Source organism: Streptomyces sp. NPDC048417, assembly GCF_040651615.1.
Lineage (GTDB): Bacteria > Actinomycetota > Actinomycetes > Streptomycetales > Streptomycetaceae > Streptomyces.
On the sequence record NZ_JBEZKI010000009.1, the window covers coordinates 274,935 to 299,564 of the forward strand.

The window sequence follows — 24,630 nt, forward strand, 5'->3', positions numbered from 1 at the left end:
CGCCTTTCCCGCAGCAGTGCCGTCGCGCGTCTCAGACCCAGACGCCGCGGTCCTGCATGACCTCACGCAACGTGTCGATGTGATCGGTCATGATGCCATCGACTCCCAGGTCCAGGAGCCGGTGCATCCGTTCGGGTGCGTTGATGGTCCACACGTGGACGTGCAGCCCGCGCGCGTGGGCCGCGCGGACGAAGCGCCGGTCGACGACCGGGACACCCGACTGCGACTCGGGCACCTGTGCGGCGACCGCCGACCGGCGCACCGAGGCGGGCAGCCCCCAGGAGCGCAGCCGCAGTCCGACCACACCGCGGGTGCCGAACGAGGTGGCCAGCCGCGGCCCGGCGATGCGCTGCGCGCGCAGCACCCGCGCCTCCGAGAACGAGCCGACGCACACCCGGTCGTAGGAGTCCGTCCGGTCGATCAGGTCCAGCAGCGGCCGCAGTGCCGGCTCCGCCTTGGCGTCCACGTTCCAGCGGACGTCCGGGAACTCCTCGAGGAGTTCCTCGAAGAGGGGGAGCGGCTCGCGGCCCGCCACGCGCGCGTGCCGTACGTCCTCCCACGGCAGGTCGCCGATCCGGCCCGTCCCGTCGGTGACCCGGTCCAGGGTGTCGTCGTGGAAGGCGACGAGCCGGCCGTCCGCCGTGGCGTGCACATCGGTCTCGATGTACCGGTAGCCGAGCGCCACGGCACGCCGGAACTGCGCCACGGTGTTCTCCAGGCCGTCCGCGGCCCCGCCACGGTGGGCGAAGGCGATGGGGCCGGGGTGGTCCAGGTACGGGTGGCGTATCAGCGTGCTCACGGTCGAAGTATGGCCTGCTCAGATGACCCCTTGGCAACGACCGTGCTGCCTTGGGATGCCACCGGAACGGCGAACACCTTCAGGAACAACTGGGCGAGGGGCCCGATGGAGACGGCGTAGAGCAGGGTCCCGACGCCGATGGTCCCGCCGAGCGCGAATCCCGTGACGACCACCGCGACCTCGATCGCCGTCCGGATCAACCGGATCGAACGTCCGGTTCGCCGGTGCAGACCCGTCATCAGACCGTCCCGGGGACCCGGCCCGAAGCTCGCCGCGATGTACAGCCCGGTCGCCGCTCCGTTGAGTACGATTCCCGCCGCCATCAGCGGAATCCGCACGGCGAACGCGTGCGCGCCGGGAACGACGGCGAGCGTGGCGTTCATGGCGAGGCCGATGACGAACACGTTGGAGACCGTGCCGAGGCCCGGGCGCTGGCGCAGCGGGATCCACAGGAGCAGCACGGCCGCGCCCACGATGATCGACACCGTGCCGATGCTCAGCCCGATGTGCTCGGCCAGACCCTGGTGGAGCACACCCCAGGGCTCCAGGCCGAGGCCCGCCTCGACGAGAAGCCCGGAACTCACGCCGTACAACGTGAGCCCCGCGTAGAGCTGGATCAGCCGTCGCCCGACCCGGCCTGGCGTGGACAAGAGGTACCCCCTGCTGGTGATGGTGGACTGGTTCATGTCACTCTGTGGCTTGGGGGGAAAGCCATCCATGGCCAATTCGGGGAAGGTGGACTGATTCTCATGGCGCAGTGGACCTCGGCGGTGGGTGCCGCACAGCTCGGTCGGTTGCTCAACTCGCAGCAGGACCGCCCGGCCGGCCCCGGCACCCGGCGCCCGCCCGCCTACCGTGCGCTCGCCGACGGGATCCGGCTGCTGGTCCTCGAAGGACGCGTCCCGGTCGCCGCCCGACTGCCCGCCGAACGCGAACTGGCCCTCGCCCTGTCCGTCAGCCGTACGACCGTGGCGGCGGCGTACGAGGCGCTGCGCGCGGAGGGATTCCTGGAGTCCCGGCGGGGCGCCGGCAGCTGGACCGCCGTCCCGGCGGGCAACCCGCTGCCCGCCCGCGGCCTCGAACCACTGCCGCCGGAGGCCCTAGGTTCGCTGATCGACCTGGGCTGCGCCGCCCTGCCCGCGCCCGAACCGTGGCTGACCCGCGCCGTCCAGGGCGCCCTGGAGGAACTCCCGCCGTACGCCCACACACACGGCGACTACCCGGCCGGGCTCCCGGTGCTGCGCGCGATGATCGCGGAGCGCTACACCGCGCGCGGGATCCCCACGATGCCCGAGCAGATCATGGTCACCACCGGTGCGATGGGTGCGATCGACGCGATCTGTCATCTCTTCGGCGGGCGGGGCGAGCGCATCGCCGTCGAGTCACCCTCGTACGCCAACATCCTCCAGCTGATGCGGGAGGCCGGCGCCCGGCTGGTCCCCGTGGCGATGGCGGAGGGCCTCACGGGCTGGGACATGGACCGCTGGCGCCAGGTCCTGCGGGAGGCGGCGCCCCGGATCGCGTACGTCGTCGCCGACTTCCACAACCCCACCGGGGCGCTCGCCGACGAGGACCAGCGCCGCCGGCTGGTCGACGCGGCCCGCTCGGCGGGCACGGTGCTGGTCGCCGACGAGACGATGAGCGAGCTGTGGCTGGACGAGGGGGTGGAGATGCCCCGGCCGGTCTGCGGCTTCGACCCGGCGGGCTCGACCGTCGTCACGGTCGGCTCCGCGAGCAAGGCCTTCTGGGCGGGCATGCGCATCGGCTGGGTGCGGGCGGCCCCCGACGTCATCCGCAGCCTGGTCGCCGCGCGGGCCTACGCCGACCTGGGGACGCCGGTGCTGGAGCAGCTGGCGGTGAACTGGCTGTTCGGCACGGGGGGTTGGGAGCATGCGGTCGAGCTGCGCCGCGTCCAAGCCCGCCAGAACCGGGACGACCTGCTGACCGCGGTACGGCGGGAGCTGCCGAGCTGGGAGTTCGAGGTCCCGCGGGGAGGGCTCACGCTGTGGGTCCGGGCGGGCGGTCTGTCCGGCTCCCGGCTGGCGGAGGCGGGGGAGCGGGTGGGGGTGCGGGTCCCGTCCGGGCCGCGGTTCGGGGTGGACGGCGCGTTCGAGGGCTACGTGCGGCTTCCGTTCACCGTGGGGGGACCGCTGGCGGAGGAGGCGGCGGCTCGACTGGCCGCGGCGGCGCGGTTGGTGGAGGCGGGGGCGTCCGGCGGGGGCGAGGCGCCGAGGACGTTCGTGGCGTAGGGGTAGGCGGTGGTTCGGTTGTGGCTGCGGCTGTGGTGGGGGCTGGTCGCGCCCAACGTGGCGGAGCCGCACGTCGATACTGCCCCGTGCCCCATACGGGCACGTGCAGCTGCGGGCAGTCGTGCCTCCCCCCGGTGCCTCCAGGGCCTGGGAGGGGCCCCAGGACGGCGCGGGTGGGCGCGGCGGCACCCTGCGAGGCCGGTAAGCGACCCACCCCCCACCTCAGCCCTCGGCGACCGCCGCTTCCATGGGCACCGGCTGCTCCGCCGGCTCACTCCGCGGCGGCAGCAGCTCCAGTACCGCCTGCCGGTCCGCGTCGCTCGTCGCGTCGTCGTACGGGTCCGGCGTGGCCGGCACCTGGAGCCGCAGCACCGGGCCGTGGCCCAGCCGGGCATAGCCCCGGCCCGGCGGCATGTGGGCCAACGGTGTCGTGTGCGGCGGCGCCCCCAGTGCCGCCTCCAGTTCGTCCGGCAGCGCCGGCCCGAGCACGACACGCGCGCGCGTGTGCTGTCGTAGCGCCTCGCTCACCGCGTCAGTGCTGTCGAGGTGCTCGGCGACCACCACGGTGACGTTCGCCGCGCGGCCGTGCCGGAGGGGGGTCTGGAGGAGGGCTCCCGGGTCCTTGTGGCCGTTCGCCGAGGCCAGGTGGACGAAGGCGCCGGGACGGTCCAGCAGGATCCACAGCGGGCGTCGGCAGTCGTCCGGCGGCGGCTGGCCGGCCTGCCGCGCGCCGTTGAGGGCGATGAGCCGCCGTTCCGTCTCGTGCGCGGCCCATTCGAGGCCGGCCAGCGCTCCGGCGAGACCGCACTCCACAGCGAGGACCCCGTCCCGGCCGGAGAGGCACGCGTACTCGCCGGTGCCGCCCCCCTCGAGGATGAGCACGTCGCCGTACTGGAGGGCCTGCAGCGCAACCGAGCGCAGCAGGGTCGAGGTGCCGCTGCCGGGGCGGCCCATGACCAGCAGATGGGGTTCGGTGGAGCGGGCGCCGGTGCGCCAGACGACCGGCGGGACGTCCCGCTGCTCCTCGCCGTGGGCGAGCGGGAGCGTGCGCTGGATCTCGGTGGGGTCGGTGAAGCCCAGCACCGTCTCGCCCGGCGCGGTGACGAAGCGCTGGGCGGCGATGTCGGTGGGCAGCGGGGCGAGGACCGTCACCGTGAGCCGGTTGCCCTCCTCGTCCCAGGCGAAGTGGTACTCGCGGCCGCGCCCGGACTTCGCGGTGAGCAGGTACTCGATCCGGGCGCGGGCCTCGGGCTCGCCGTCCGGGAAGTACGCGGGGTAGCGGATCATGAGCTGGCTGACACGGCCGGCGTCGTCGAACTCGTGGGTGAGGAAGGCCTTCTCCCACTCCCCGCCGTGCGCGTACAGCGGCGCCGGGTCCTCGGCGGCCGAGAAGTACGGCACGAGGGCCTCGTACAGGGACTGGAGCCGCTGGGTCTGCGACTCGTCGGGGCCCTCCGGCGGGGGCGGGGTGCGGTCGCGGCCGTGCCAGGCGCTCGCCGCCATCAGGGTGATGACGGCGAGCAGGGGTCCGTACGGCACCAGAGCCACGACCAGGACGACCGAGGCCACCAGGAACAGCAGCGGCCCACGCTTGTCCTTCGGTGTCTCCGCCCACCTGTGCCGCCCGGCCGAGGCCAGCCGACTCAGCCCGCGGGTCACGGTGATGAGCGGGTGGAGGACGTCGGTGGCGTTGTCGGCAGCCGTCCGGGCCAGCTCCCGGCTTCGGGCGAGCTGCGCGGTGCCGTTGCTCAGAATGCGGGGGAGAGGGCGCCGGGCCACTGCTGTCTCCTGATGGTGCGTAGGGACGGAAGGGGCGTCAGAACTTGATGCCGCCGAGCAGGCTCGCCAGGCTCTCGCCGCCTGCCTTGATGCTCGGTGCGATGGCCGTGCTGGCGAGGTAGAAGCCGAAGAGTGCCGAGCACGTGGCGTGCGACGGCTTCAGTCCGTCCTTGCGGAAGAAGAGGAAGACGATGATGCCGAGCACGATGACGCCTGAGATGGAGAGGATCATTTGAGATCTCCTGGTGTCGAAGGGGGACAGTCACCATGAGTTCTTCCAGCATCACAGCAGGTATCTATACGATTAAAGGTGCAAATGAGTGAATTTCGGCTGATTTCACTCGATCGGCGGATCATTCCTGACCGCTGCCGCCCAGCTCGGGCGGTGTCCGGTGGGGTCTCGGCGACCGCTCGGAGGAGCTGTGGAGATCTTTACCTCGGACAGTTCCGGTCATGTGCCCCCTGAAGCCAGTACGCTGGCGATTCACTCGTACGGCCGCGTGGCCCACCCGTTGCCGTACGCTCCCTCCGTCCACGGAAGTCCCCGCAGCACACAGGAGAGGCGGTCCGTTCGATGAGCGAAGCCCCCGACCCCGAGGTCGTGGAGCTGGCGACCAAGATCTTCGATCTGGCCCGGCAGGGGCGGACCGAGGCGCTCGTGGCGTACCTCGACGCGGGCGTTCCGGCCAACCTCACCAACGACCGCGGTGACTCCCTCGTGATGCTCGCCGCCTACCACGGGCACGCCGACGCGGTGCGCGAGCTGCTCGGCCGGGGTGCCGAGGCGGACCGGATCAACGACAGAGGCCAGACCCCGCTCGCCGGAGCGGTCTTCAAGGGCGAGACAGAGGTCATCAAGGCGCTCGTGGAGGCCGGCGCGGACCCCGCGTCGGGCACTCCGTCGGCCGTCGACACCGCGCGGATGTTCGGCAAGACAGAACTTCTCGAATTGTTCGGCATCCACTGAACCATCCCTTCCGACCAGCGAAAACACACAAAACGGGGGAGGCGGTACAGGGCCGCCGAAATTTCGGTCGCGGCAGGTCGAAGTGCCGAGTCATCATGACGTCGTGATTCACGGACGCGATGGCTGGGCAGGTGTTGCCGCACCGCGCGGGCCGTGATGCGGCCCGCATGGGCCACTGACGAGAGGCAGAGAGAAATGGTCTACAGCAAGCAAGAGACGGCGGGCGCTCCGACGTTGTGTCACGCGGCCAGGTAGTGCGTGTTCTCCGGTTGCGTCGACGCTTGATGTGAGGCTGTTTCCCATGTTCGATCCGGTCATAGCGCCCAGCGGTACGCTGCTCGGCCTGCTCCAGCGGGGCCGTGGCGACGGCACGCTGCACGCGCTCACCGCCCCGCGCGCCGAAGCGCTCGCGGCGCTGAACCACTGCGTGCTCCGCGACCCCCGCCACGACTGGCAGGTGGAGAACCGCTCCCTCTACTACGCCCGCCTCTATCTCGACCTGAACGGCGAGCTGGACGCCATCGAGGCGCATCTCTTCGACCCCGACGACGTCCTCGACTCCGAGGAGTCCCGCACCGGCCTCGCGCTGGCCGTGCTCGGCCACCTCGCCTCCTACGGCAGGCGGGACGCGCTCGAACTGCTGCGCAGGTACGCCGCCACCGGCACCAACTGGGCCTGGGCCCTGGACGAGCTGGCGCTGCGCGACGACGACGCGGCCCTGTGCGCGCTCGCCGCCCCGGTGCTGGCACGCTTCACCACGGACGCCGAGGGCGAGGCCGAGCTGGCCGCCGCCGTACGGGACGCCTTCGAGCCACGGCCCTGGCGGCTGTGGGCCGAGGATCCCCGCGAATCGATCGCCACGCGCGTGCGTGCCGCACAGGAAACCGGCTGTTTCGACCGCTGGCAGCGCCAGATGCGACCTACCGGGCCCCGTCCGGGGTGGAGCGTGCGCGCGGTCTTCGAGTGGGCCCAGCAGGGCGTCGAGCGGGGCGCGGCCCTCCATGTGCCGGCCGCCCGCTGCCTGGTCGCCGTGGCCGGGCCCGAGGACCGGCCGGAGATCCTCCAGGCAGCCAAGGACGGCACCGACGGGGCCCGCTGCACCGCGTTGCGCTACCTCGCCGACAGCAACGACTCCGACGCGCTGACCCTGATCGAGGCCGCGGTGATCGACGGCACCTCCGTCGTCGTGGAGGCCGCCATCGACGCCTTCGAACGCATGCGCAGTATCGCCGCCGTCGACCGCGCCCGCGGCTGGGCCCGCCGGCCCGACGCCCTCGGCGCCGCCGCCGGCCGGATGCTCGCCTGCCGGGGCGGCGCCCAGGACAGCGAACTGGTCCTCGCCGCCCTGCGGGAAGCCGTACGCGGCGAAGGCCCCGACGCACCGACCCTGTGGACCCTCGTCGACGGCACCGGACGCCTCGGCATCGCCTGTGCCGCGCCCGTCCTGCGGCACGTCTACCGTGAGACGGCCTCGTCCCATCTCCGCGGCCGCGCCGCCCGCGCCCTGGCCGCCACCGATCCCTCCTTCGCCACCGGCTTCGCCGTCGAATGCCTGTGGGACTGCGAGGAGACCACCCGCGAGATCGCCGCCCGGCACGCCGAGACCGGTGACGCCCGGGTCGTCGAACAGCTCCGCCGGCTCGCCGCCGACCCCGCCGAGGAGGACGAGGTCCAGACGGCCGTCCGCAGCCGTATCGGACCGGACACCCCCGCCGTGTGAGACATCGCCACGGGGGACCACGGCGTCAACTCGGGAACCACGGGGGATCCCGCATACGTTCCATGCGCGGAAGTCCGCCCGCCAAGTGAACGACCGGTGACCGGCGGACCAGCCGGATGTGGACGGGGTCTGACCTGCTCGGGTGTGCAGGGCAACGCTCATGGGACGTTTAACCATCGGAAAGATCCACTTTGACGCGGCCACGTCCAGCGCGGCGACAACACCGGTATGCGTGTCGTCATCGTGACCGAATCCTTTCCCCCCGATGTGAACGGCGTGGCCCACTGCGCGCTCCAGACCGCCCGACACCTCGTCGATCGCGGTCACGCTCCCCTCGTCGTCGCTCCGGCTCCCGCCCCCGGAAACAGGCTCGCCGCGGCCGCCGCGCCGTGCCCTGTCGTCCACGTCCCCTCCCTTCCGCTCCCGGGCTATCCCCAGGTCCGCGTGGCTCTCCCCAGCCGCAAGCTCGCCGCCGCACTGATCGAGCACCGCACGGACGTCGTCCACCTGGCCAGCCCCTTCATCCTCGGCGTCCGCGGCATGGCCGCCGCCGCCCGGCTCGGCATCCCCGCCGTCGCCGTCTACCAGACCGACCTGGCCGGATATGCCCGGACCTACGTGGGCGCCGGTGAGGCGGCCGCCTGGCGGCGGATACGGTCCGTCCACGGCGCCGCCGACCGCACCCTCGCTCCGTCCACCGCGTCGATCGGCGACCTGGAGTCACACGGGGTCCCCCGGATCCAGCTGTGGCAGCGTGGCGTGGACACCGTCCGCTTCCGCCCCGAGTTCCGCGACGAGGCGCTGCGCCGCGAGATCGCCCCGAACGGTGAGGTCATCGTCGGCTACGTCGGCCGTCTCGCCCCCGAGAAGCAGGTCGAACTCCTCGCCGGGGTCTGCGGCCTGGAAGGCGTCAAGGTCGTGATCGTGGGCGACGGGCCGAGCCAGGTCCACCTCACCGAGGCGCTGCCCGGCGCGGTCTTCCTCGGCCGCCGCACCGGCGCCGACCTCGCCCGGATCTTCGCCTCGTTCGACGTCTTCGCGCACACCGGCCCCTTCGAGACGTTCTGCCAGACCGTCCAGGAGGCCATGGCCAGCGGTGTCCCGGTCGTCGCGCCCGCCGCCGGCGGGCCGATCGACCTGGTCGACCACGGCCGCACCGGGTTCCTGGTCCCGCCGCGCGACGCGGGCGCCGTCCGTGAGGCCGTGGCCTCCCTGGTGGCCGACCCCGCGATGCGGGCCGGCTTCGGCGCCGCCGCCCGCGCGACCGTCGAGGGCCGCACCTGGGCCGCGGTCGGCGACCAGCTGATCCAGCACTACGAGGACGTGCTCGCGGCACGTCGGCCGGTGGTGGCGGCATGAGCGGTGAATCCCTGCGCATCGTCCGGCTCGCCAACTTCGTCGCGCCCTCCTCCGGCGGCCTGCGCACCGCCCTGCGTGAACTCGGGAAGGGTTTCGTGGCCGCCGGTCACGAATCCGTCCTGATCGTGCCCGGCGAGCGCTACTCGGACCGGGTCGAGGAGCAGGGCCGGGTCATCACCCTGCCCGGCCCGGTGCTGCCCGGCACCGGTGGCTACCGCGTCCTCGTCGACAAGACACGCGTGCAGACCCTCCTGGAGCACCTCGCCCCGGACCGCCTGGAGGTGTCCGACCGCACCACCCTGCGCTGGACCGGCCGCTGGGCCCGGCGCGCCCGGATCCCCGCCGTGATGGTCTCCCACGAGACCGCCGACGGCGTCCTGCGCACCTGGGGCATGTCGGAGAACATGTCCCGGCGCACCGCCGACGCCCTCAACATCCGTACTGCGCACACCTACGCGCGCGTGGTGTGCACCACCGAGTTCGCCGAGCGCGAGTTCATCCGCATCGGCGCGCGCAATGTCGTACGCGCCCCCCTGGGCGTCGACCTGACGGGCCGCCACCCCTCGATGCGCGACCTCGACCTGCGGGCGCGGTACGCCGGCGAGGACGAGGCACTGCTCGTCATGTGCTCGCGGCTGTCCGTGGAGAAGCGGCCCGGGACCGCCCTCGACGCCGTGGAGGCACTGGTCCGGCGCGGCCGCCGGGTGATCCTGGTCGTCGCCGGTGACGGGCCGCTGCGGGCGCGTCTGGAACAGCGCGCGCGGGAGCGCAGGTTGCCGGTGACCTTCCTGGGGCACGTCTCCGACCGGGACATCCTGGGCGCGCTGCAGGCGTCCGCCGACGTGGCCATGGCGCCCGGCCCCGCCGAGACCTTCGGGCTCGCCGCCCTGGAGGCCATGGCCTGCGGGACGCCCGTGGTCGCCAGCGCCTCCTCCGCGCTGCCCGAGGTGATCGGGTCCGCGGGGGCCACCGCGGCCGATCGCGGGGAGGCGTTCGCCGACGCCGTGGAGATGCTCCTGGAGCGGCCCGGACCCGAGCGCCGGGAAGCGGCACGCGCGCGTGCGGAGTGCTTCGGCTGGGGGACGGCCGTGGAGGCCTTCCTCGCCGCGCACGACGCGTCGGTGCTGTGCCGTCGTGACGAGAACGGAACGACGGAACCGATCCGTCGTGTCGTGCCGGAGGGCGTGGCATGAGAGCGGTTCGGTTCGTGGCGCTGGGGGACTCGCTGACCGAGGGCGTGGGTGACCCCGCCGGCGACGGGTGGCGCGGCTGGGCCGCGCTGCTGTCCGGCGGACTCGCCGCGAAGGACGTGGACTTCACCAACCTCGCGGTCAGCGGGGCGCAGACCCGGGACGTGCTGGAACGCCAGACCCCGGCCGCACTGGACCTGCGCCCCGACATCGTCGCCGTCGTCATCGGCGTCAACGACACCCTGCGCTGCACGTTCGACATCCACGCGGTGGCCGAACGGCTCGACAAGGTCTACGCGGCCCTGACCGCGCAGGGCGCGACCCTGCTCACGGCGTGTCTGCCCGACCCCGGCTCGATGTGGGGACTCCCGGGCGCCCTGTCCCGCCCGCTGGCCCGCCGGGGGCGCGCGGTCAACATGGTGGTGCACGCGCTGTCCGAGCGGTACGGGGCCGTCCACCTGCACGCGGCGGAGGGCGCCTGGCTCACCGACCGCGAGATGTGGAGCGCGGACCGGCTGCACCCGGGCGAGCGTGGGCACCGGCAGCTCGCCGTCCGCTTCCACGCCCTGCTCGCCCCGCTGGGTATGGCGACGGGCACGGCGCCGTCCCCCGAGCCCGAGTTCCCGCCGCCGACCAAGAAGGCGAGTCTGTTCTGGCTGGCCACGGCCGGCACCGCCTGGGTGATCAGGCGGTGCCGCGACCTGCTGCCCCAGCTGCTGCGGCTGGCCGTCGACGAGATGCGGCACCGCCGGAAGGGCACCAGCGCCCGCCTGGACCTGAGCGCGTCCGCCGCCGTGTCCGCCGCGCTGGCCGCCCTCCAGCCGCCGGAGCGGCCCGCCGACGCCGCGTGAGGACGATGACGTCACGCGCGGACGACGGTGCCGGTGGTGGCACGCGGACGACGGCGTCGGCGGTTGGCACGCGGATGGCGCCGGTGGTGGCACGACGGTGCCGGATGAGGCCGTTACGGCGGCTCAGCGACGGCGTACGGCCACGAAGCGGACCGGGATGCCCGGGACCGCCTGGGCCGCCGCCGGAAGGTCGGCGGCGCGCACCACCGCGATCACCGGATAGCCGCCGGTGGTCGGATGGTCGGCCAGGAACACCACCGGACACCCGTTCGGCGGCACCTGGACGGCGCCGAGGACCATGCCCTCGCTGGGGAGTTCACCCGGACGGGCCCGCTCCAGGGCGGGCCCTTCCGTGCGCAGCCCGATGCGGTTGCTCGCCGACGACACGCGGTACGCGCGCGAGGTGAACGCCCGGACGGCCGCGGGCGTGAACCAGTCGGCGCGCGGGCCGAGCGTCACCCGCAGCACGAGCTCCGTGGGCGGGGACGGCTGCGGTACGACGTCCACGCGCGCGTGCGGGCCCACCGGAGTGCCCAGCGGCAGCACCGTGCCGTCCGCCAGGGGGGCCGGCCCGAGCCCGGAGAGCAGATCCGTGGCACGGCTGCCCAGCACCGGCTCGACGGCGATCCCACCGGAGACGGCCACATAACTGCGTACGCCGCACCGCGCCGCTCCCACTTCGAGCAGCTCCCCGGCCGGAACCACCACGGGCGCGCCCCACGCCACCGGGCGCCCGCCCACCGCCACCGGACCCGGCGCACCCCCGACCGCGACCACCACCGCCGAACGCGGCCGCACGGCACACCCGTTGAGGGTCGTCTCCAGGACGGCCGCGTCGGGGGAGTTGCCGACCAGCCGGTTGACGAGCGCCGCGGCGGGCGCGTCCAGCGCCCCCGAACGGGGTACCCCGAGATGCGCGTACCCGGGGCGTCCGCGGTCCTGCACGGTGGTCAGCGCACCGGCCCGTACGACGACGAGCGCACGGTCGGTCATACGCCCCCCACCGGCACGAACCGCACGCGCGCACCCGGCGTCAGCAGCGCGGCCGGCACCCGCGCGTGGTCCCACAGCACCGCCTCCGTCGTTCCGATCAACTGCCAGCCGCCCGGCGAGGAGCGTGGGTACACGCCCGTGTACGGCCCGGCCAGCGCCACCGCGCCCGCGGGCACCGCCGTGCGCGGAGTGGCGCGGCGCGGCACGTCGTAGCGGGCGGGGAGTCCGGTGAGATAGCCGAAGCCGGGCGCGAAACCGCAGAAGGCGACCGTGAACTCGGTTTCCGCGTGAATGCGGGCCACCTCCCGCTCGGGCACCCGCCAGTGGGCGGCGACCTCGGCGAGGTCCGGGCCGTCGTACCGCACCGGCAGCTCGATCGCCGCATGCGCGCGTGGCGGGGTGGGCGGAATCTCCGCGGCGGCCAGTTCGGCGGCCCAGCGGGTCGGGTCGTCGAGGCCGTCGAGCAGGACCGTGCGGGCGGCCGGCACGATCTCGCGGACCCTCAGCGAGCCCTCCGCACGCCGCCGCGACAACTCGGCGTGCAGGGCCTGGGCCTCCGCGCCGGAGCCGACCTCGACCAGGAGGGCGTCGTCACCGACGAGATGGGTTGTCATGGTCATGGGCGCGCTGGCCTCGGTCGTCGGGCTCGTGTTCAGGCTGGGGTTTGTGTCCACGCTCGAGTCCGTGCTCGTGTTCATGTTGATGTTCGTGCTTGTGCTCATGCGAAGGCCGCTACGGTCACGCCCGCCTCCGTGAGCCGCGTGCGCACCCTGCGCGCCAGCTCCACGGCGCCCGGGGTGTCGCCGTGCAGGCAGAGTGAGCGGGCGCGCACGGCGATGCGCGCGCCGGAGTGTGCTGTGACCGCGCCGGAGCGCGCCAGCTCCACCGAGCGCTCCACGACCGCCTCCGGGTCGCTCACCACCGCACCCTCCCGTCCGCGCGGGACGAGGGTGCCTTCGTCGGTGTAGGCGCGGTCCGCGAACGCCTCCGTGACAGCCGGCAGCCGCGCCTTCCCGGCCAGCTCCAGCAGCCGCGAGCCGGGCAGCCCGAGGACGGGCAGCGAGGCGTTCGCGAGGAGCACGCCGTCGATCACCGCGGCGGCCTGCTCCTCGTCGTGCACGACCCGGTTGTAGAGCGCGCCGTGCGGCTTCACGTACGCCACGCGCGCGCCGGCCGCGCGAGCGAAGACCTCAAGGGCACCGATCTGGTAGGCCACCTCGGCCGCCAGTTCGCCGGACGGCACGTCCATGGCGCGCCGGCCGAACCCCGCGAGGTCCCGATAGGACACCTGGGCTCCGATCGTCACCCCGCGCCCGGCCGCCAGCTCGCACACCCGCCGCATGGTGGCCGCGTCCCCCGCGTGGAAGCCGCAGGCCACGTTGGCGCTGGTGACGACGGACAGCAACTGCTCGTCGTCGGTGAGCCGCCAGCGGCCGAAGCCCTCGCCGAGGTCGGCGTTCAGGTCGATCGAGGTCATGGATCCGGTGTCTCTCGTGTCAGGCCACGCGGTACTGCTCGTCGCGGGCGTCGCTGATGAACATCTGGCCCGGTGCGTGCGTGATGGCGAACGGCGGCCGGGAGGCCGTCAACACCGCCTGCGGGGTCACCCCGCAGGCCCAGAACACCGGGATGTCGTCGGGGCCGGCGTCCACCGGGTCGCCGAAGTCGGGTCGGCCGAGATCGTCGATGCCGAGCGCCGAGGGATCGCCGCAGTGCACGGGGCCACCGTGCACGGCCGGGAGCCGACTGCTCTCCTGGATCGCGGCCGACAGACGCTCCGGCGGGACGGGGCGCATCGAGACCACCAGCGGCCCGCTCAGCCGCCCCGCCGGACGGCACGGGCGGCTCGTCACGTACATCGGCACGTTCCGGCCCTGCTCGACATGGCGGATCGGCACACCCGCCTCGGCCAGCGCCCACTCGAACGTGAAGCTGCACCCGAGCAGGAACGACACCAGATCGTCCCGCCAGTAGGCTTTCGCGTCCGTCGGCTCGTCCACCAACTCCCCGTCCCGCCAGACCCGGTAGCGCGGCAGGTCGGTGCGCAGGTCCGCGCCGTCCGCGAGCACGGTGGCCGTGGCGCCGGCGTCGGTGACGTCGAGCACCGGGCAGGGCTTGGGGTTGCGCTGGCAGAACAGCAGCATGTCGTACGCCCAGTCGGCGGGCACCGAGACCAGGTTGGCCTGGGTGTGGCCGGCCGCGACCCCGGCCGTGGCGCCCGTGAGGCCCTCCCGGAAGCGGGCCCGGGCGGTTTTCGGGCTCCACGCGTGCGCGTGCTCGTCGGCCAGGGCGACCGGGCGGTCTTCGGTACGGTTCACGCCAGTTCCTTCCCGCGCGTCTCCGGCAGCCCGAACAGGGCCAGGGCGGCGAGCCCGTACCCGGCCGCGCCGAAGACCAGCGCGCCGCCCACGCCCCAGCTGTCGGCCAGGAAGCCCACCAGGGTCGGGAAGATCGCGCCCACCGCGCGGCCCGCGTTGTACGTGAAGCCCTGGCCGGTGCCGCGCACCGCCGTCGGGTACAGCTCGCTCAGGTAGGAACCGAAGCCGCTGAAGATCGCCGACATACAGAAGCCGAGCGGGAAACCGAGCACCAGGAGTGTGGTGTTGGCGCCGTCCGGGATGTTCGCGTACGCCAGCACACAGACCGCCGACAGCAGCGCGAACAGCCAGATGTTGCGGCGCCGGCCCAGCCGGTCGGTGAGGTATCCGCCGGTCAGATACCCGAGGAAGGCCCCCGAGATCAGGAAGGTCAGATAGCCGCCGGTACCGACGACCGACAGCCCGCGCTCGGACTTCAGATACGTGGGGATCCAGGTGGCCAGCGTGTAGTAGCCACCCTGGACACCCGTGGACAGCAGGCCCGCGAAGACCGTGGTGCGCAGCAGACCCGGTGTCTCGGCGGTGCCCGGACGGAAGATCGCGGCGAACGAGCCGCGCCGTGGGCTCTGTTCACGTACCGCGACCGCCTGTGGGGCGTCGTGCACCCGGCGGCGCAGCCACACCACGAGCAGCGCGGGCAGCGCGCCGGTCCAGAACATGACCCGCCAGGCGAAGTCGTCGCCGACGAACGAGAAGACCAGCGTGTAGACGATCACGGCGAGCGCCCAGCCGACGGCCCACGAGCTCTGGATCGCGCCGAGCGTGCGGCCGCGGTGCCGGGCGCTCGCGTACTCGGCGACCAGGATCGCGCCGACCGCCCACTCGCCGCCGAAGCCGAGGCCCTGGAGGGCGCGGAACACCAGCAGCGTCTCGTAGTTGGGTGCGAAGCCGCAGGCCACGGTGAAGACGGCGTAGGTGATGACCGTGATCATCAGGGCGCGGACCCGGCCGACCCGGTCCGCGACCACGCCCGCCGCGGCGCCGCCGACCGCGGAGACCACCAGGGTGACGGTGGTGAACAGGCCGGTCTGGCCGCTGTCCAGGCCGAAATAGGCCGCGAGCGCGACCATGCTCAGCGGCAGGGTGAAGTAGTCGTACGAATCCAGCGCATAGCCGCCGAAGGCGCCGGCGAACGCGTGCCGGCCGCGCGGACCGAGGGCGCGCAGCCAGCCGAACGCGCCGTCCTCGGCGGTGCGTTCACCCTTGCCCGGGTGCGCGTCGGAGGTCAGGGCCTGCGGTGGAGGAGTCGTGCTCATGGGCACCTCGCAGAAGCATGAAGAGGGGACGGAGGGTGCGGGGACTGAGCGGTGCGGTGCCGTGCCAAGGTGAGCGTGCTGAGCACCGTAGAGGATCGTTCAACGATCCTTCAATACCCACGTTGTTTCGTTCCTGTGTCTGCGGTTGAATTCCGGGCATGGCAGAGCAACTGACGGGACTGGCCGACGATCGTGCCCTCCTCGGGCGCACCAGCACCGCCGAACGGGTCTCCGACATCCTCAGGAGCCGGATCGCCGACGGTTATTTCCCGCCAGGCACCCGCCTGTCGGAGGACGGCATCGGCGGCGCGCTGGGTGTCTCCCGCAACACCCTGCGCGAGGCGTTCCGGCTGCTCACCCACGAACGCCTGCTGGTCCACGAACTCAACCGGGGCGTCTTCGTCCGGGTCCTGACCATCGAGGACGTCGAGGACATCTACCGCACCCGGTCCCTGGTCGAGTGCGCCGTCGTACGCGGCCTCGGCGAGCCCCCGTACGCCCTGGACGGTCTCTCGGCGGCGGTCGCGGAAGGCCGGCAGGCGGCGGCCGGAAATGACTGGAAAGCAGTGGGTACGGCCAATATCCACTTCCATCGGGAGCTGGTCGCCCTGGCCGGCAGCGAACGCACCGACGAACTGATGCGCAGCGTCTTCGCCGAACTCCGCCTCGCGTTCCACATCGTCGACGACCCGCACGCCCTGCACGAGCCGTACCTGGGGCGCAACCAGGAACTCCTCCGGTCCCTGGAGGGGGGCGACAGGCGTGGTGCGGAGCGACTTCTGGAGACGTACCTCACTGATTCACTGGAGCGAGTGGTGGAGGTCTACCGCCGCAGGGTCGGTGAGGACAGCGCCCCCTAGGGGCGCGGGGAACTGCGCGATCAACCCCCACCGGCCCGCACCCGAAGAACCGGCCTGAAGTCACCCCGGCCCCACCGGCGGACCCACCCGCGTCGTTTGGGCCGTTGTCAGACCAAGGACCTAGTCTGTGCACCGTGACTTCGCCTGCGACGACGGACAGCGTTCCGCCCCAGCTCAGCGCGGGGCCGCGCCCCGCACCGGGCCCGGCCGCCGACGAGGGGCTGGCGCGGCGGCTGCGCGCGCTCGCCTGCACCGCGCCGCTGCACGACCTGGACACGCGCAAGGCGAACCTCGCGGGCGAGTACTCGGTCTACGGCATGGCCGAGGTGGCGCTCTCCGCCATCGACCTGGTCACCCTGAACATGGACTTCGACACCGGTGCCGACCACGAGCAGATCGTCGCCCGGCTGATCCCGCGCATCTCCGCCCAGACGCCACACCGCCCCGTCGCCGAGCACGAGCGCGTGGCGCGCTGGGTCCTGGAGAACCTGATCAACGTCGGCAGCGTCGACCGCGGCTTCCGCGCGGTGTACGGCACCTTCGCGCCCGACGGGTCGTATGTCCGCCGGGACTACGACTTCAAGCTGATCGAGGAGGTGCCGGGCCCCGGCGGCACGGTGTATCTCCGGACCACCGACGAGGCGGTCAACGTCCTGGTCGGCGCCCTCGACACGGACGTCACCAGCGCCCAGATCGCGGCCGAGGTCAAGCTGGAGGTGCTGATCAACCGCGGCCGCCTCGCCGACGCCCAGCTCGCCGCCGAGCAGGCCCGCTACCGGACCGTGCAGTACTCGGAGACCCTGCGCCGCGCCCTGGACGCCACCCGGCGCAACGTCCGCGCGGTGGACTGGCTCAACGCCGTCCCCGACATGATCGCCGAGGCCCTGGACCACGTGGCCGACCGCTACCGGCACGAGAACGCGATCCTCACCAACATCCGCAAGGCCCGCGACGAGACCGAGGAGCCGGAGAACAAACGGCGCGCCGCCGAGCTCGTCGACATCGTCAAGGACTGCATCCGGCGCCACACGCAGTTGCAGTCGCGTCTGCTGGAGGCCGGGCCGCTGTTCCGCGCGGAGCAGGACCGGCAGGCGTTCGCGACGCCGATGACGACGTCGGGGACGGACCTGTACGGTCACCTCTTCGCGCCACTGCTGCCGTTGCCGCTGGAGCAGGCGAGCCGGGTCACCGGGGCGTTCTTCGCGCGCGGGACCGGGCTGCGGACGCCGGTGTCGGTGCGGGTGGGCGATCTCGTCGACATACTGCTGACGCCGCCCGTGGAGCGGGAGCATCTGGGTGCGGAGATGCCGGAGCCGGACCTGATCGCCACGCCGGACGACAGCCGGTTCAGCGAGGAGCAGCTGGCGGACGCCATGCGGTTGCTGGACCTTCCGGCCGACGCGCCTCGGCGGTTGTCGGGATTGCTGGCGGAGGCGCGGCGGGCAGGGGGCGAGGATCTGGCCTACCTGGTCGCGTTGCTGGCGGTGCACGCCGCCAGCCCGGCCGTGGGCACGGCCTACCGGCAGGGTGAGGAGAAGCTGCTGTTCGCGGTGGACGACGGCACGGAGCTGGACGACCCCGGCTTCGGCGGCGCCGATCTGATCGTCGGGACCGCGTTGCTGGATGCGGTGGGGATGGCTGCGGATCGGACAGAGGCCGCGTGATGGTGTGTGCCGGGTGCGGGCCGGTGGGGGCTGATCGCGCCCTCGCGGCGGTAGCCACAGAGCCAACACGGCCCCGCGCCCCTGAAGGGCCGCACCAGCGCATCCCTGTTTTCAAGATCGAGGAGTTGTCGTCGTGACCGAGTACGCCGAGGCCGAGGTGTCTGCCGGGTCGGCGCATGCTGCCGTCACCCCGGCCGATGCCGCCGATGCCGCGCGGCTCGTCGCCTTCGGGTTGCAGCCCAAGCTGCAGCCCGCGCGTGATCAGGAGTACACCGAGCTGCTGCGGCGCTACCGGGAGGACCCGGCGTTCGCGCGGCTCGCGGATGCCGTGGCCGCCGGGCTCGGGCTGGTGGTGCTGGAGGTGTCGCCCCGCGCCGGGATGGCAGTGACCGCCGCCGAGGACTCGGTGTTCGCCGTTCGCATGGGCGACTACGCGCGTCGTACGTCCGCGGACGGCAGCGACCGGTTCCTGCACGGGCTCGCGCATCTCGCCGTCGCCGCACTGGCGTTCCCGCGCCCCGAGGACCTGGCCGACGACGGCTACATCGGGCGGATCACGGTCAACGGCGTCGACGCCTTCGTCCGGCAGGCCTGCCGCCGCCTGGAGGAGCGGGCCGACGAGCTGGGAGAGAACACCGACCCGGCCACCGACGCGCCGGGCCTGGAGGCCGCCTGGCGTATCTGGGCCAGACGCAGCGCGACCGGCGCCACCAAGGACGCCCGCCGGCTCGCCGGATCCACCACGGGCATCATCGGCAAGGCGGTCGTCTTCCTCACCGACTCGGGGTTCCTCCAGCGCACCGGCGACGACCAGGGCGGTACCTACCGCACGACGGCCCGCTACCAGCTCCAGGTACGGGACATGGCCGGCAGCGCCGCCATGGCCGAACTGCTGGAACTCGGCGTCGTCCCGGTCACCGACGGCACGGCCGGCCTGCTGCCCGCCGATGACAGCGACGACCTGGTCGCCGACGCCGGACTGCCGTTCCACTCCTGACCGTCCAAACCCCCGCACCTTTCCCCAGACTTACGAGAGTCCGCCATGTACGAGCTGTCCCGGGTCCGCCTCTACTCCATCGGGCCCGCCGGTGCGCGCTACGCCGACACCGTGCTGGACCTGCGGGGCGTCGGCCAGCCGGTGCCCGACCCGGCCCCCACCCAGGCGGAGTTCTTCGAGGAGGAGCCGGTCGGTCCGCCCCGCCGCCCCGCGCCCGCCGGCGTGCTCTTCCTGGAGAACGGCGGCGGCAAGTCGGTGCTGCTCAAGCTGATCTTCTCGGTGATGCTGCCGGGCCACCGCAACACCCTCGGCGGCGCCAGCTCGGGCGTGCTGCGCAAGTTCCTGCTCGCCGACGACTGCGGGCATGTCGCCCTGGAGTGGCAGCACACGCTCACGGGTGAGTGCGTGGTCGTGGGCAAGGTGAGCGAGTGGCGGGGACGGCAGGTCTCCAACGACCCGCGGAAGTTCGCCGAGGCCTGGTACTCGTTCCGCCCCGGGCCCGGACTCTCCCTGGACAATCTGCCGGTCGCCGAGTCCACCGCCGTACGGCCGCCCGTGGAGGGCGCCTCCGGGGCGCAGGGGCGGCGGCGCACCATGAAGGGCTTCCGGGACGCCATCACCGAGGCGGGCAAGGCGTATCCGCATCTGGAGGTGCACTGGGAGGAGATCCACGACCGCTGGATCGAGCACCTCGGCGACCTCGGCCTGGACCCCGAACTCTTCCGCTACCAGCGGGAGATGAACGCCGACGAGGGCGAGGCCGCAGGTCTGTTCGCGGTCAAGAAGGACTCCGACTTCACCGACCTGCTGCTGCGGGCCGTGACCGACACCCGGGACACCGACGGGCTCGCCGACCTGGTCGGCGGCTTCGGCAACAAGCTGGGGCGGCGCGCCGAGCTGATCGCCGAACGGGACTTCACCGCCGGGTCGGTGGATCTGCTGGGCCGGATCGTCGAGGCGGCCGAGGCGCGGGCACGCGCGCGTGACATCCACACCGGCGCGGAGCGCCGTACCCGCACGCTCGCGCGCCGGTTGTCCGCGCGGGGCGCGCAGGAGCGGGTGCGCGCCGCCGACCTCGCCCAGCGCGTCACGGCCGCCGCGTACGCCGTCACGCACTCCGAGGGCGCCCGTGAGCGCAGCGCACTGATCGCCGCCGAACTCGCCTACCGGCACGCCTCGCTGGCACTGGCCGCCGGCGAGAAGTCCGCTGCCGGGCAGAAGCGCGAGCTGGCCGACGCCCGCACCCTGCACGCAGCCTGGCAGGCCGCCGAAGCCGTGCTGCGCCACCGCGCCGCCGCCGACCGCGTCGCGCGCGTGGCCGCCGCCATCCAGGATGCCGAACGGGACGCGGCCCCCGCGCTCGCCGCCCGCGCCAAGGCCGCGGTCGATCTCGTACGGGCCCTGCACGCCGCCGCCGGGAGCGCGGAGCACCTCGCCAACGAGGAGGAGGAGCGCTCCGCCGCCCTCCAGGAGGTCAGCGACTCCGCCTACCGGGACTCGACCTCCGCCGCCACCGAGGCGCAGCGTGCCCGCAGCGAGGTCGGGCATCTGCGCCAGCGCCTCAGCGAGGTCGAGCAGGAGACCGCCGAGGCCGTCCGTGCCGGCTGGCTCGACGACAGCGCGCCGGACGCCGACCCGGCCCGCGCCGCCCTCGCGGCCAGCGACGCCGAGAAGACCGCCGTGGCCGCCTGGGACACCGCGCGCGAGGCCTCCCGCAAGGCGTCCGAGCACGCGCGCGAGGCAGCCTCCGCCGAGTCCCGCGCCGAACTCACGGCCGCCCGCGCGGCAGACGCGGCGACCGCCGCCGAGCGGACCTACGACGCCGAGAAGCGCCTGGCGGAGGCCCTGGCGGCGGAGGAACGGCTCACCGAACTGCTGGGCCTCACCGGTTCGCGTACGACCATCCCCCGGCCCCAGGGCGACAGCACGGAGGACGCCCTCAGCGCCGAGGAACTCGACCGGTTCGCCGACGAGTTGCGCGAGCTGCTCGACGACGCCGTCGGCTCCGCCGAACGGCACCTGTTCGAACTGCGCACCGCGGCCGCCGACGACTCCCGGATCCTCGGCGCTCTGGGCGACGGCGGGCTGCTGCCGCCCGGCCCCGATGTGCTGGCCACCGTCGAGTATCTCGGCGAGCACGGCATCCCGGCGCTGCCCGGCTGGCGCTATCTCGCCCAGGCCGTCGCCCCGACGGACCACGCACGCGTGCTCGCCGCCCGCCCCGAACTCGTCGACGGCGTCATCATCACCGACCCGGACACCCACGCGCGGGCCCGTGAGGCGCTCGGCGCGGCCGCGCTGCTGCCGCGCTCCGCCGTCGCCGTCGGCACGGCCGCCGCCCTGCTCGCGCCGACCCCGGCCGACGACGCCACCCCGGGCGACGTGTTCCTCGTACCGCCGAACCCGGCCATGCACGACGAGCACGCCGCCGACGAGGAGCGGCAGGCGCTGCGCGCCCGGGCCACCGAGCGGGACGAGGAGATCCGCACCCTCGCCACCCGGCTCGGCAAGGACCGCGAGCTGGCCGCGCGGCTCGCCTCCTGGCGCACCGGCTGCCCAGCCGGGCAGCTCGTGGAACTGGCGCAGACCGCGCGGGAGGCGCGCGCGTTCGCCGAGGAGTCCGAGGCCGAACTGGCCGAGGCACGGACGGTACGGGCCGAGACGGAGGAGACGGCCGCCGAGACCGCCCAGGTGCGCGACGAACGGCAGGAGGCCGCACAGAAGGCCCGGCGCGCCGCCGACGCCCTCGCCGGCCTCGCGTTCCGGCTGCGCGAGCGGGCCGGCTGGCAGGTCAAGCTGCGCGAACTCGCCGACGAGGCCGCCGAGTCGGAGGCCCGCGCCCAGACCCGCCTGGAGCGCGCCCGCGCCGCCGACGAGGACCGGCGAGGCGCCCAGCGCGCCGCCGACGACGCCCGCCGCACCGCCCGGGCGCTGCGCGCCGAGCGCGCCGAGATCGCCGGCGCCCCCGACGACGTACCGGAAGCCGACGAGGACGCCCTCAAGTCCTCGCTGCCCGCCCTGCGCGAGGCCTACCGGGCCGCCTCACAGGTGTACGAGAAGGTCGGCGTCGGCGCCGATCTCCGTGCCGAGCAGGCCCGTTCGGAGAGCGACGAGAGCGCCGCGCTCGCGGAGCTGGAACGGCTGACCAACAAGGTCCGCACCCGCGCGGAACAGCTGCTCCAGTCGCCCGACGGCTCCGACGGGCCCTCCCGGCAGGCCGCCGCCGCCCGCGCGGAGGAGCTGGTGCAGCTCCTGGAGACCAGGATGTCCACCGCGAGCGAGCAGCTCGGCCGGCTGCGCGGCGAGGCCGAGCGGCACGCCCCCGAGGACGGCGGGGCACACACCGAGCTGCCCGAGGAGCTCCAGCCGCGCGACGCCGAACACGCGCAGGCCCTGCTGCGCACCACGACCGCCGAACTCGCCGCCCGCACCGAGGCCCTGGCCCAGGCCCGCGAGGCGCACACCGAACTGCTGGACGCCCACCGCGCGGCCGAGGACGCGGCCGGCGGCATCGACGAGATCGCCGCCATGCTCCGCGACCTGCTGCGCGAACACACCACCGAGGAGGAGCAGGAGGAGCCTGAGCCCTACCCCGGCACCCTGGAGGAGGCCCGGCAGTCCGCCGCCGAGGCGCGCCGGTCGCTGCGCGGCTGCGCCGGTGATCTCTCCGCCGCCGAGTCCGCGGTACGCGAGGCGAGCGATGTGCTCGTACGGCACGCCAACTCCACACGGTACGAGGCGGTCCGGACGCCCGCACGACAGCAGATCCGTGAACTGCCCGCCTCCGCACTGCCCGAGCACGCCCAGAAGTGGGCGGACGCCTTCGCGCCCCGACTGCGGGTACTGACCGACGAGTTGGCCCAGCTGGAGCGCAACCGCGATTCGATCGTGGACCGGCTGCGCGGGCTCGTCGAGTCGGCCCTCGCGACCCTGCGGTCCGCCCAGCGGCTGTCCCGGCTGCCCGAGGGGCTCGGCGAGTGGTCCGGGCAGGAGTTCCTCCGCATCCGCTTCGAGGAGCCCGACCAGGCCACGCTCACCGAACGGCTCGGCGAGGTCGTCGACGAGGCGACCCGGGCCGCCGTGAAGAAGAACTCCGACCTGCGACGGGACGGAATGTCCCTGCTGCTGAGGGGGGTGGGGGCGGCCCTGCAGCCGAAGGGGGTCGCCGTCGAGATCCTCAAGCCGGATGCCGTGCTGCGCGCGGAGCGGGTGCCGGTGGGACAGATGGGGGACGTGTTCTCCGGTGGGCAGCTGCTCACCGCGGCCATCGCCCTGTACTGCACCATGGCCGCGCTCAGGTCCAACGACCGCGGGCGCGACAAGCACCGGCACGCGGGGACGCTGTTCCTGGACAACCCCATCGGACGGGCCAACGCGACTTATCTGCTGGAGCTGCAGCGGGCCGTGTCGGACGCGTTGGGTGTGCAACTGCTGTACACGACCGGACTGTTCGACACCACCGCGCTGGCCGAATTCCCGCTGGTCATCCGATTGCGGAACGACGCCGACCTCAGGGCCGGGCTGAAGTACATCAGCGTGGAGGAGCACCTGCGCCCCGGCCTGCCGCAGCAGCCGCAGGCGGGGGAGGCCGGGCACAGCGAGATCACGGCGACCCGCATGTTCAGGAGGCCGTCGGTCTGAAGTACCCAACAGACCGCCGGCCCGAAGTGCTCAAGAGGCCGTCGGCGTGGCCCCTGTCTTCCAACGGCGGCGCCGGTCTCAGGGGTGGGACAGCTGCCCGGTGTTGCCGCCGCGCCGCCGTATCCGCTCCTGTTCGCGCTCGGTGGCCCGCTGTCGCCGCCGCGCCGCGCGCCGCTCGCGGCGGAGCGAGCGTGCCGTGCTGCTCGGCTCGGAGATCACGCCGTTGCGCTGGTTCCACACCTGACGGGTCACCAGGACGTCGACCGCGCCCCAGGTGGCCACCACCGTGCTCGCCACACTGCTGATCACCATCGGGAACGCCAGCCAGGACTCCGCCATCGTGCAGAAGAACGCCACCATGGCCTGGATCAGCGTGACGGCGACGATGATGAGCGCCCGCACCGCCGACGTACGCACCGGATCCGGCATCCGGTACCGCTTGGCGGGCTCCTCCACCCACAACGGTCGGTACTGCGCCTTCTGTTGAGTGCGCGTCCGCGCACCGGAGAGCTCGTCGCCGCCGCGCGGCGAAAGGCCGCCGTCCGGCGCCTCGGGCTCCGGACGCACCGTCGAGCGTGTCGCCGTGCCGTCCTCGGGCGCCAAGTGCCGCTGAGCCGTCCCCATCAAGGTGTCACTCCCCACCGCCGACAGACCCCCTCGCACCGGTGTCCGACGACCCCGGCTCCCCAGTGGCTGCCCGGCTTGCGCTGTTTTACGCCGCCCGGATGCGAGATACGGCTCCTGTGGCCGATTTCGCACCCCTCGCCCATCAACAAGGACGAACGAACTCGCCCGATGATTCCCCACCAGTGAAAATTTCCGGCCAACTGATCCTTCGTGTCGTTCCCGCCTCCATACACGCGAAGTCGGCGCGATCGTGGTGGCAATCTCCCGCAATGCCCGGACATCTCTCCCTGTCCGTTCCCC

General features: G+C 73.2%; 20 protein-coding genes. 10 read left to right on the forward strand and 10 right to left on the reverse strand.

Going from position 1 to position 24,630, the window contains the following annotated elements; translation table 11 throughout:
• Positions 1 to 31: 31 nt before the first annotated feature.
• Together AB0D59_RS16945 and AB0D59_RS16950 are read right to left on the reverse strand one after the other, a co-directional pair.
• Complete coding sequence (locus AB0D59_RS16945; RefSeq protein ID WP_362565461.1) at positions 32 to 799, reverse strand: glycerophosphodiester phosphodiesterase; 768 nt, start codon at positions 797 to 799, stop codon at positions 32 to 34.
• Positions 796 to 1,485 carry a hypothetical protein gene (locus AB0D59_RS16950; protein ID WP_362565463.1) on the reverse strand — a complete coding sequence of 230 codons (690 nt, stop codon included), beginning with the start codon at positions 1,483 to 1,485 and terminating at the stop codon, positions 796 to 798. Before AB0D59_RS16950 ends, AB0D59_RS16945 begins: the two co-directional genes overlap by 4 nt.
• Positions 1,486 to 1,548: 63 nt before the next feature.
• On the opposite strand from AB0D59_RS16950, the gene AB0D59_RS16955 reads away from it, so the two are divergent.
• The gene (locus AB0D59_RS16955) at positions 1,549 to 3,048 is read left to right on the forward strand and encodes a PLP-dependent aminotransferase family protein (RefSeq protein WP_362565465.1); all 1,500 of its coding nucleotides are present in this window, start codon (positions 1,549 to 1,551) and stop codon (positions 3,046 to 3,048) included.
• Between the two features lie 222 nt (positions 3,049 to 3,270).
• Here AB0D59_RS16955 and AB0D59_RS16960 read toward each other — a convergent pair whose 3' ends face one another.
• Complete coding sequence (locus AB0D59_RS16960) at positions 3,271 to 4,827, reverse strand: ABC transporter ATP-binding protein (RefSeq protein ID WP_362565467.1); 1,557 nt, start codon at positions 4,825 to 4,827, stop codon at positions 3,271 to 3,273.
• Positions 4,828 to 4,864: 37 nt separating this feature from the next.
• Positions 4,865 to 5,059 carry a hypothetical protein gene (locus AB0D59_RS16965; protein WP_351706957.1) on the reverse strand — a complete coding sequence of 65 codons (195 nt, stop codon included), beginning with the start codon at positions 5,057 to 5,059 and terminating at the stop codon, positions 4,865 to 4,867.
• 342 nt (positions 5,060 to 5,401) lie between these two features.
• On the opposite strand from AB0D59_RS16965, the gene AB0D59_RS16970 reads away from it, so the two are divergent.
• From AB0D59_RS16970 to AB0D59_RS16990, 5 genes are all read left to right on the forward strand, one after another.
• Entirely contained in the window at positions 5,402 to 5,794 is a 393-nt protein-coding gene (locus AB0D59_RS16970; RefSeq protein WP_362565469.1) for an ankyrin repeat domain-containing protein, read from the forward strand.
• Positions 5,795 to 6,095: 301 nt separating this feature from the next.
• A complete protein-coding gene (locus AB0D59_RS16975) occupies positions 6,096 to 7,514 on the forward strand; it encodes a HEAT repeat domain-containing protein (protein ID WP_362565471.1) in 1,419 nt (472 codons plus the stop codon).
• Between the two features lie 228 nt (positions 7,515 to 7,742).
• On the forward strand, positions 7,743 to 8,873 hold the full coding sequence (locus tag AB0D59_RS16980; protein WP_362565473.1) for a glycosyltransferase family 1 protein: 1,131 nt from the start codon (positions 7,743 to 7,745) through the stop codon (positions 8,871 to 8,873).
• On the forward strand, positions 8,870 to 10,066 hold the full coding sequence (locus AB0D59_RS16985) for a glycosyltransferase (protein WP_362565475.1): 1,197 nt from the start codon (positions 8,870 to 8,872) through the stop codon (positions 10,064 to 10,066). Before AB0D59_RS16980 ends, AB0D59_RS16985 begins: the two co-directional genes overlap by 4 nt.
• Complete coding sequence (locus tag AB0D59_RS16990) at positions 10,063 to 10,914, forward strand: SGNH/GDSL hydrolase family protein (RefSeq protein WP_362565477.1); 852 nt, start codon at positions 10,063 to 10,065, stop codon at positions 10,912 to 10,914. Before AB0D59_RS16985 ends, AB0D59_RS16990 begins: the two co-directional genes overlap by 4 nt.
• Before the next feature lie 123 nt (positions 10,915 to 11,037).
• Here AB0D59_RS16990 and AB0D59_RS16995 read toward each other — a convergent pair whose 3' ends face one another.
• The 5 genes from AB0D59_RS16995 to AB0D59_RS17015 all read right to left on the reverse strand — a co-directional run bounded on the left by AB0D59_RS16995 (position 11,038) and on the right by AB0D59_RS17015 (position 15,541).
• On the reverse strand, positions 11,038 to 11,907 hold the full coding sequence (locus AB0D59_RS16995) for a biotin-dependent carboxyltransferase family protein (protein WP_362565479.1): 870 nt from the start codon (positions 11,905 to 11,907) through the stop codon (positions 11,038 to 11,040).
• On the reverse strand, positions 11,904 to 12,521 hold the full coding sequence (locus tag AB0D59_RS17000; RefSeq protein WP_362565558.1) for an allophanate hydrolase subunit 1: 618 nt from the start codon (positions 12,519 to 12,521) through the stop codon (positions 11,904 to 11,906). Before AB0D59_RS17000 ends, AB0D59_RS16995 begins: the two co-directional genes overlap by 4 nt.
• Positions 12,522 to 12,625: 104 nt before the next feature.
• On the reverse strand, positions 12,626 to 13,384 hold the full coding sequence (locus AB0D59_RS17005) for a 5-oxoprolinase subunit PxpA (RefSeq protein ID WP_362565481.1): 759 nt from the start codon (positions 13,382 to 13,384) through the stop codon (positions 12,626 to 12,628).
• A gap of 19 nt (positions 13,385 to 13,403) precedes the next feature.
• On the reverse strand, positions 13,404 to 14,225 hold the full coding sequence (locus AB0D59_RS17010; protein WP_362565483.1) for a putative hydro-lyase: 822 nt from the start codon (positions 14,223 to 14,225) through the stop codon (positions 13,404 to 13,406).
• Entirely contained in the window at positions 14,222 to 15,541 is a 1,320-nt protein-coding gene (locus tag AB0D59_RS17015) for an MFS transporter (protein WP_362565485.1), read from the reverse strand. Before AB0D59_RS17015 ends, AB0D59_RS17010 begins: the two co-directional genes overlap by 4 nt.
• Positions 15,542 to 15,699: 158 nt before the next feature.
• Here AB0D59_RS17015 and AB0D59_RS17020 point away from each other — a divergent pair, with 158 nt between their 5' ends.
• From AB0D59_RS17020 to AB0D59_RS17035, 4 genes are all read left to right on the forward strand, one after another.
• Positions 15,700 to 16,401, forward strand: coding sequence for a GntR family transcriptional regulator (locus AB0D59_RS17020; protein ID WP_362565487.1), 702 nt, complete (start codon positions 15,700 to 15,702; stop codon positions 16,399 to 16,401).
• Positions 16,402 to 16,535: 134 nt separating this feature from the next.
• A complete protein-coding gene (locus AB0D59_RS17025; RefSeq protein ID WP_362565489.1) occupies positions 16,536 to 18,065 on the forward strand; it encodes a hypothetical protein in 1,530 nt (509 codons plus the stop codon).
• Between the two features lie 133 nt (positions 18,066 to 18,198).
• Complete coding sequence (locus AB0D59_RS17030) at positions 18,199 to 19,062, forward strand: hypothetical protein (protein ID WP_362565491.1); 864 nt, start codon at positions 18,199 to 18,201, stop codon at positions 19,060 to 19,062.
• Positions 19,063 to 19,107: 45 nt separating this feature from the next.
• Positions 19,108 to 23,703 carry a hypothetical protein gene (locus tag AB0D59_RS17035; RefSeq protein ID WP_362565493.1) on the forward strand — a complete coding sequence of 1,532 codons (4,596 nt, stop codon included), beginning with the start codon at positions 19,108 to 19,110 and terminating at the stop codon, positions 23,701 to 23,703.
• Between the two features lie 78 nt (positions 23,704 to 23,781).
• Here AB0D59_RS17035 and AB0D59_RS17040 read toward each other — a convergent pair whose 3' ends face one another.
• The gene (locus AB0D59_RS17040) at positions 23,782 to 24,327 is read right to left on the reverse strand and encodes a hypothetical protein (RefSeq protein ID WP_362565495.1); all 546 of its coding nucleotides are present in this window, start codon (positions 24,325 to 24,327) and stop codon (positions 23,782 to 23,784) included.
• Positions 24,328 to 24,630: the final 303 nt, after the last annotated feature.

Bases quoted from the DNA above. Each gene is read 5' to 3' on its own strand.
- AB0D59_RS17020 (WP_362565487.1), top strand. From the start codon at position 15,700: ATGGCAGAGCAACTGACGGGACTGGCCGACGATCGTGCCCTCCTCGGG.
- AB0D59_RS17005 (WP_362565481.1), bottom strand. From the start codon at position 13,384: ATGACCTCGATCGACCTGAACGCCGACCTCGGCGAGGGCTTCGGCCGC.
- AB0D59_RS17015 (WP_362565485.1), bottom strand. From the start codon at position 15,541: ATGAGCACGACTCCTCCACCGCAGGCCCTGACCTCCGACGCGCACCCG.
- AB0D59_RS16950 (WP_362565463.1), bottom strand. From the start codon at position 1,485: ATGAACCAGTCCACCATCACCAGCAGGGGGTACCTCTTGTCCACGCCA.
- AB0D59_RS16970 (WP_362565469.1), top strand. From the start codon at position 5,402: ATGAGCGAAGCCCCCGACCCCGAGGTCGTGGAGCTGGCGACCAAGATC.
- AB0D59_RS17035 (WP_362565493.1), top strand. From the start codon at position 19,108: ATGTACGAGCTGTCCCGGGTCCGCCTCTACTCCATCGGGCCCGCCGGT.
- AB0D59_RS16975 (WP_362565471.1), top strand. From the start codon at position 6,096: ATGTTCGATCCGGTCATAGCGCCCAGCGGTACGCTGCTCGGCCTGCTC.
- AB0D59_RS16965 (WP_351706957.1), bottom strand. From the start codon at position 5,059: ATGATCCTCTCCATCTCAGGCGTCATCGTGCTCGGCATCATCGTCTTC.
- AB0D59_RS16990 (WP_362565477.1), top strand. From the start codon at position 10,063: ATGAGAGCGGTTCGGTTCGTGGCGCTGGGGGACTCGCTGACCGAGGGC.
- AB0D59_RS16985 (WP_362565475.1), top strand. From the start codon at position 8,870: ATGAGCGGTGAATCCCTGCGCATCGTCCGGCTCGCCAACTTCGTCGCG.
- AB0D59_RS16980 (WP_362565473.1), top strand. From the start codon at position 7,743: ATGCGTGTCGTCATCGTGACCGAATCCTTTCCCCCCGATGTGAACGGC.
- AB0D59_RS16955 (WP_362565465.1), top strand. From the start codon at position 1,549: ATGGCGCAGTGGACCTCGGCGGTGGGTGCCGCACAGCTCGGTCGGTTG.
- AB0D59_RS17040 (WP_362565495.1), bottom strand. From the start codon at position 24,327: ATGGGGACGGCTCAGCGGCACTTGGCGCCCGAGGACGGCACGGCGACA.
- AB0D59_RS16995 (WP_362565479.1), bottom strand. From the start codon at position 11,907: ATGACCGACCGTGCGCTCGTCGTCGTACGGGCCGGTGCGCTGACCACC.
- AB0D59_RS17000 (WP_362565558.1), bottom strand. From the start codon at position 12,521: ATGACAACCCATCTCGTCGGTGACGACGCCCTCCTGGTCGAGGTCGGC.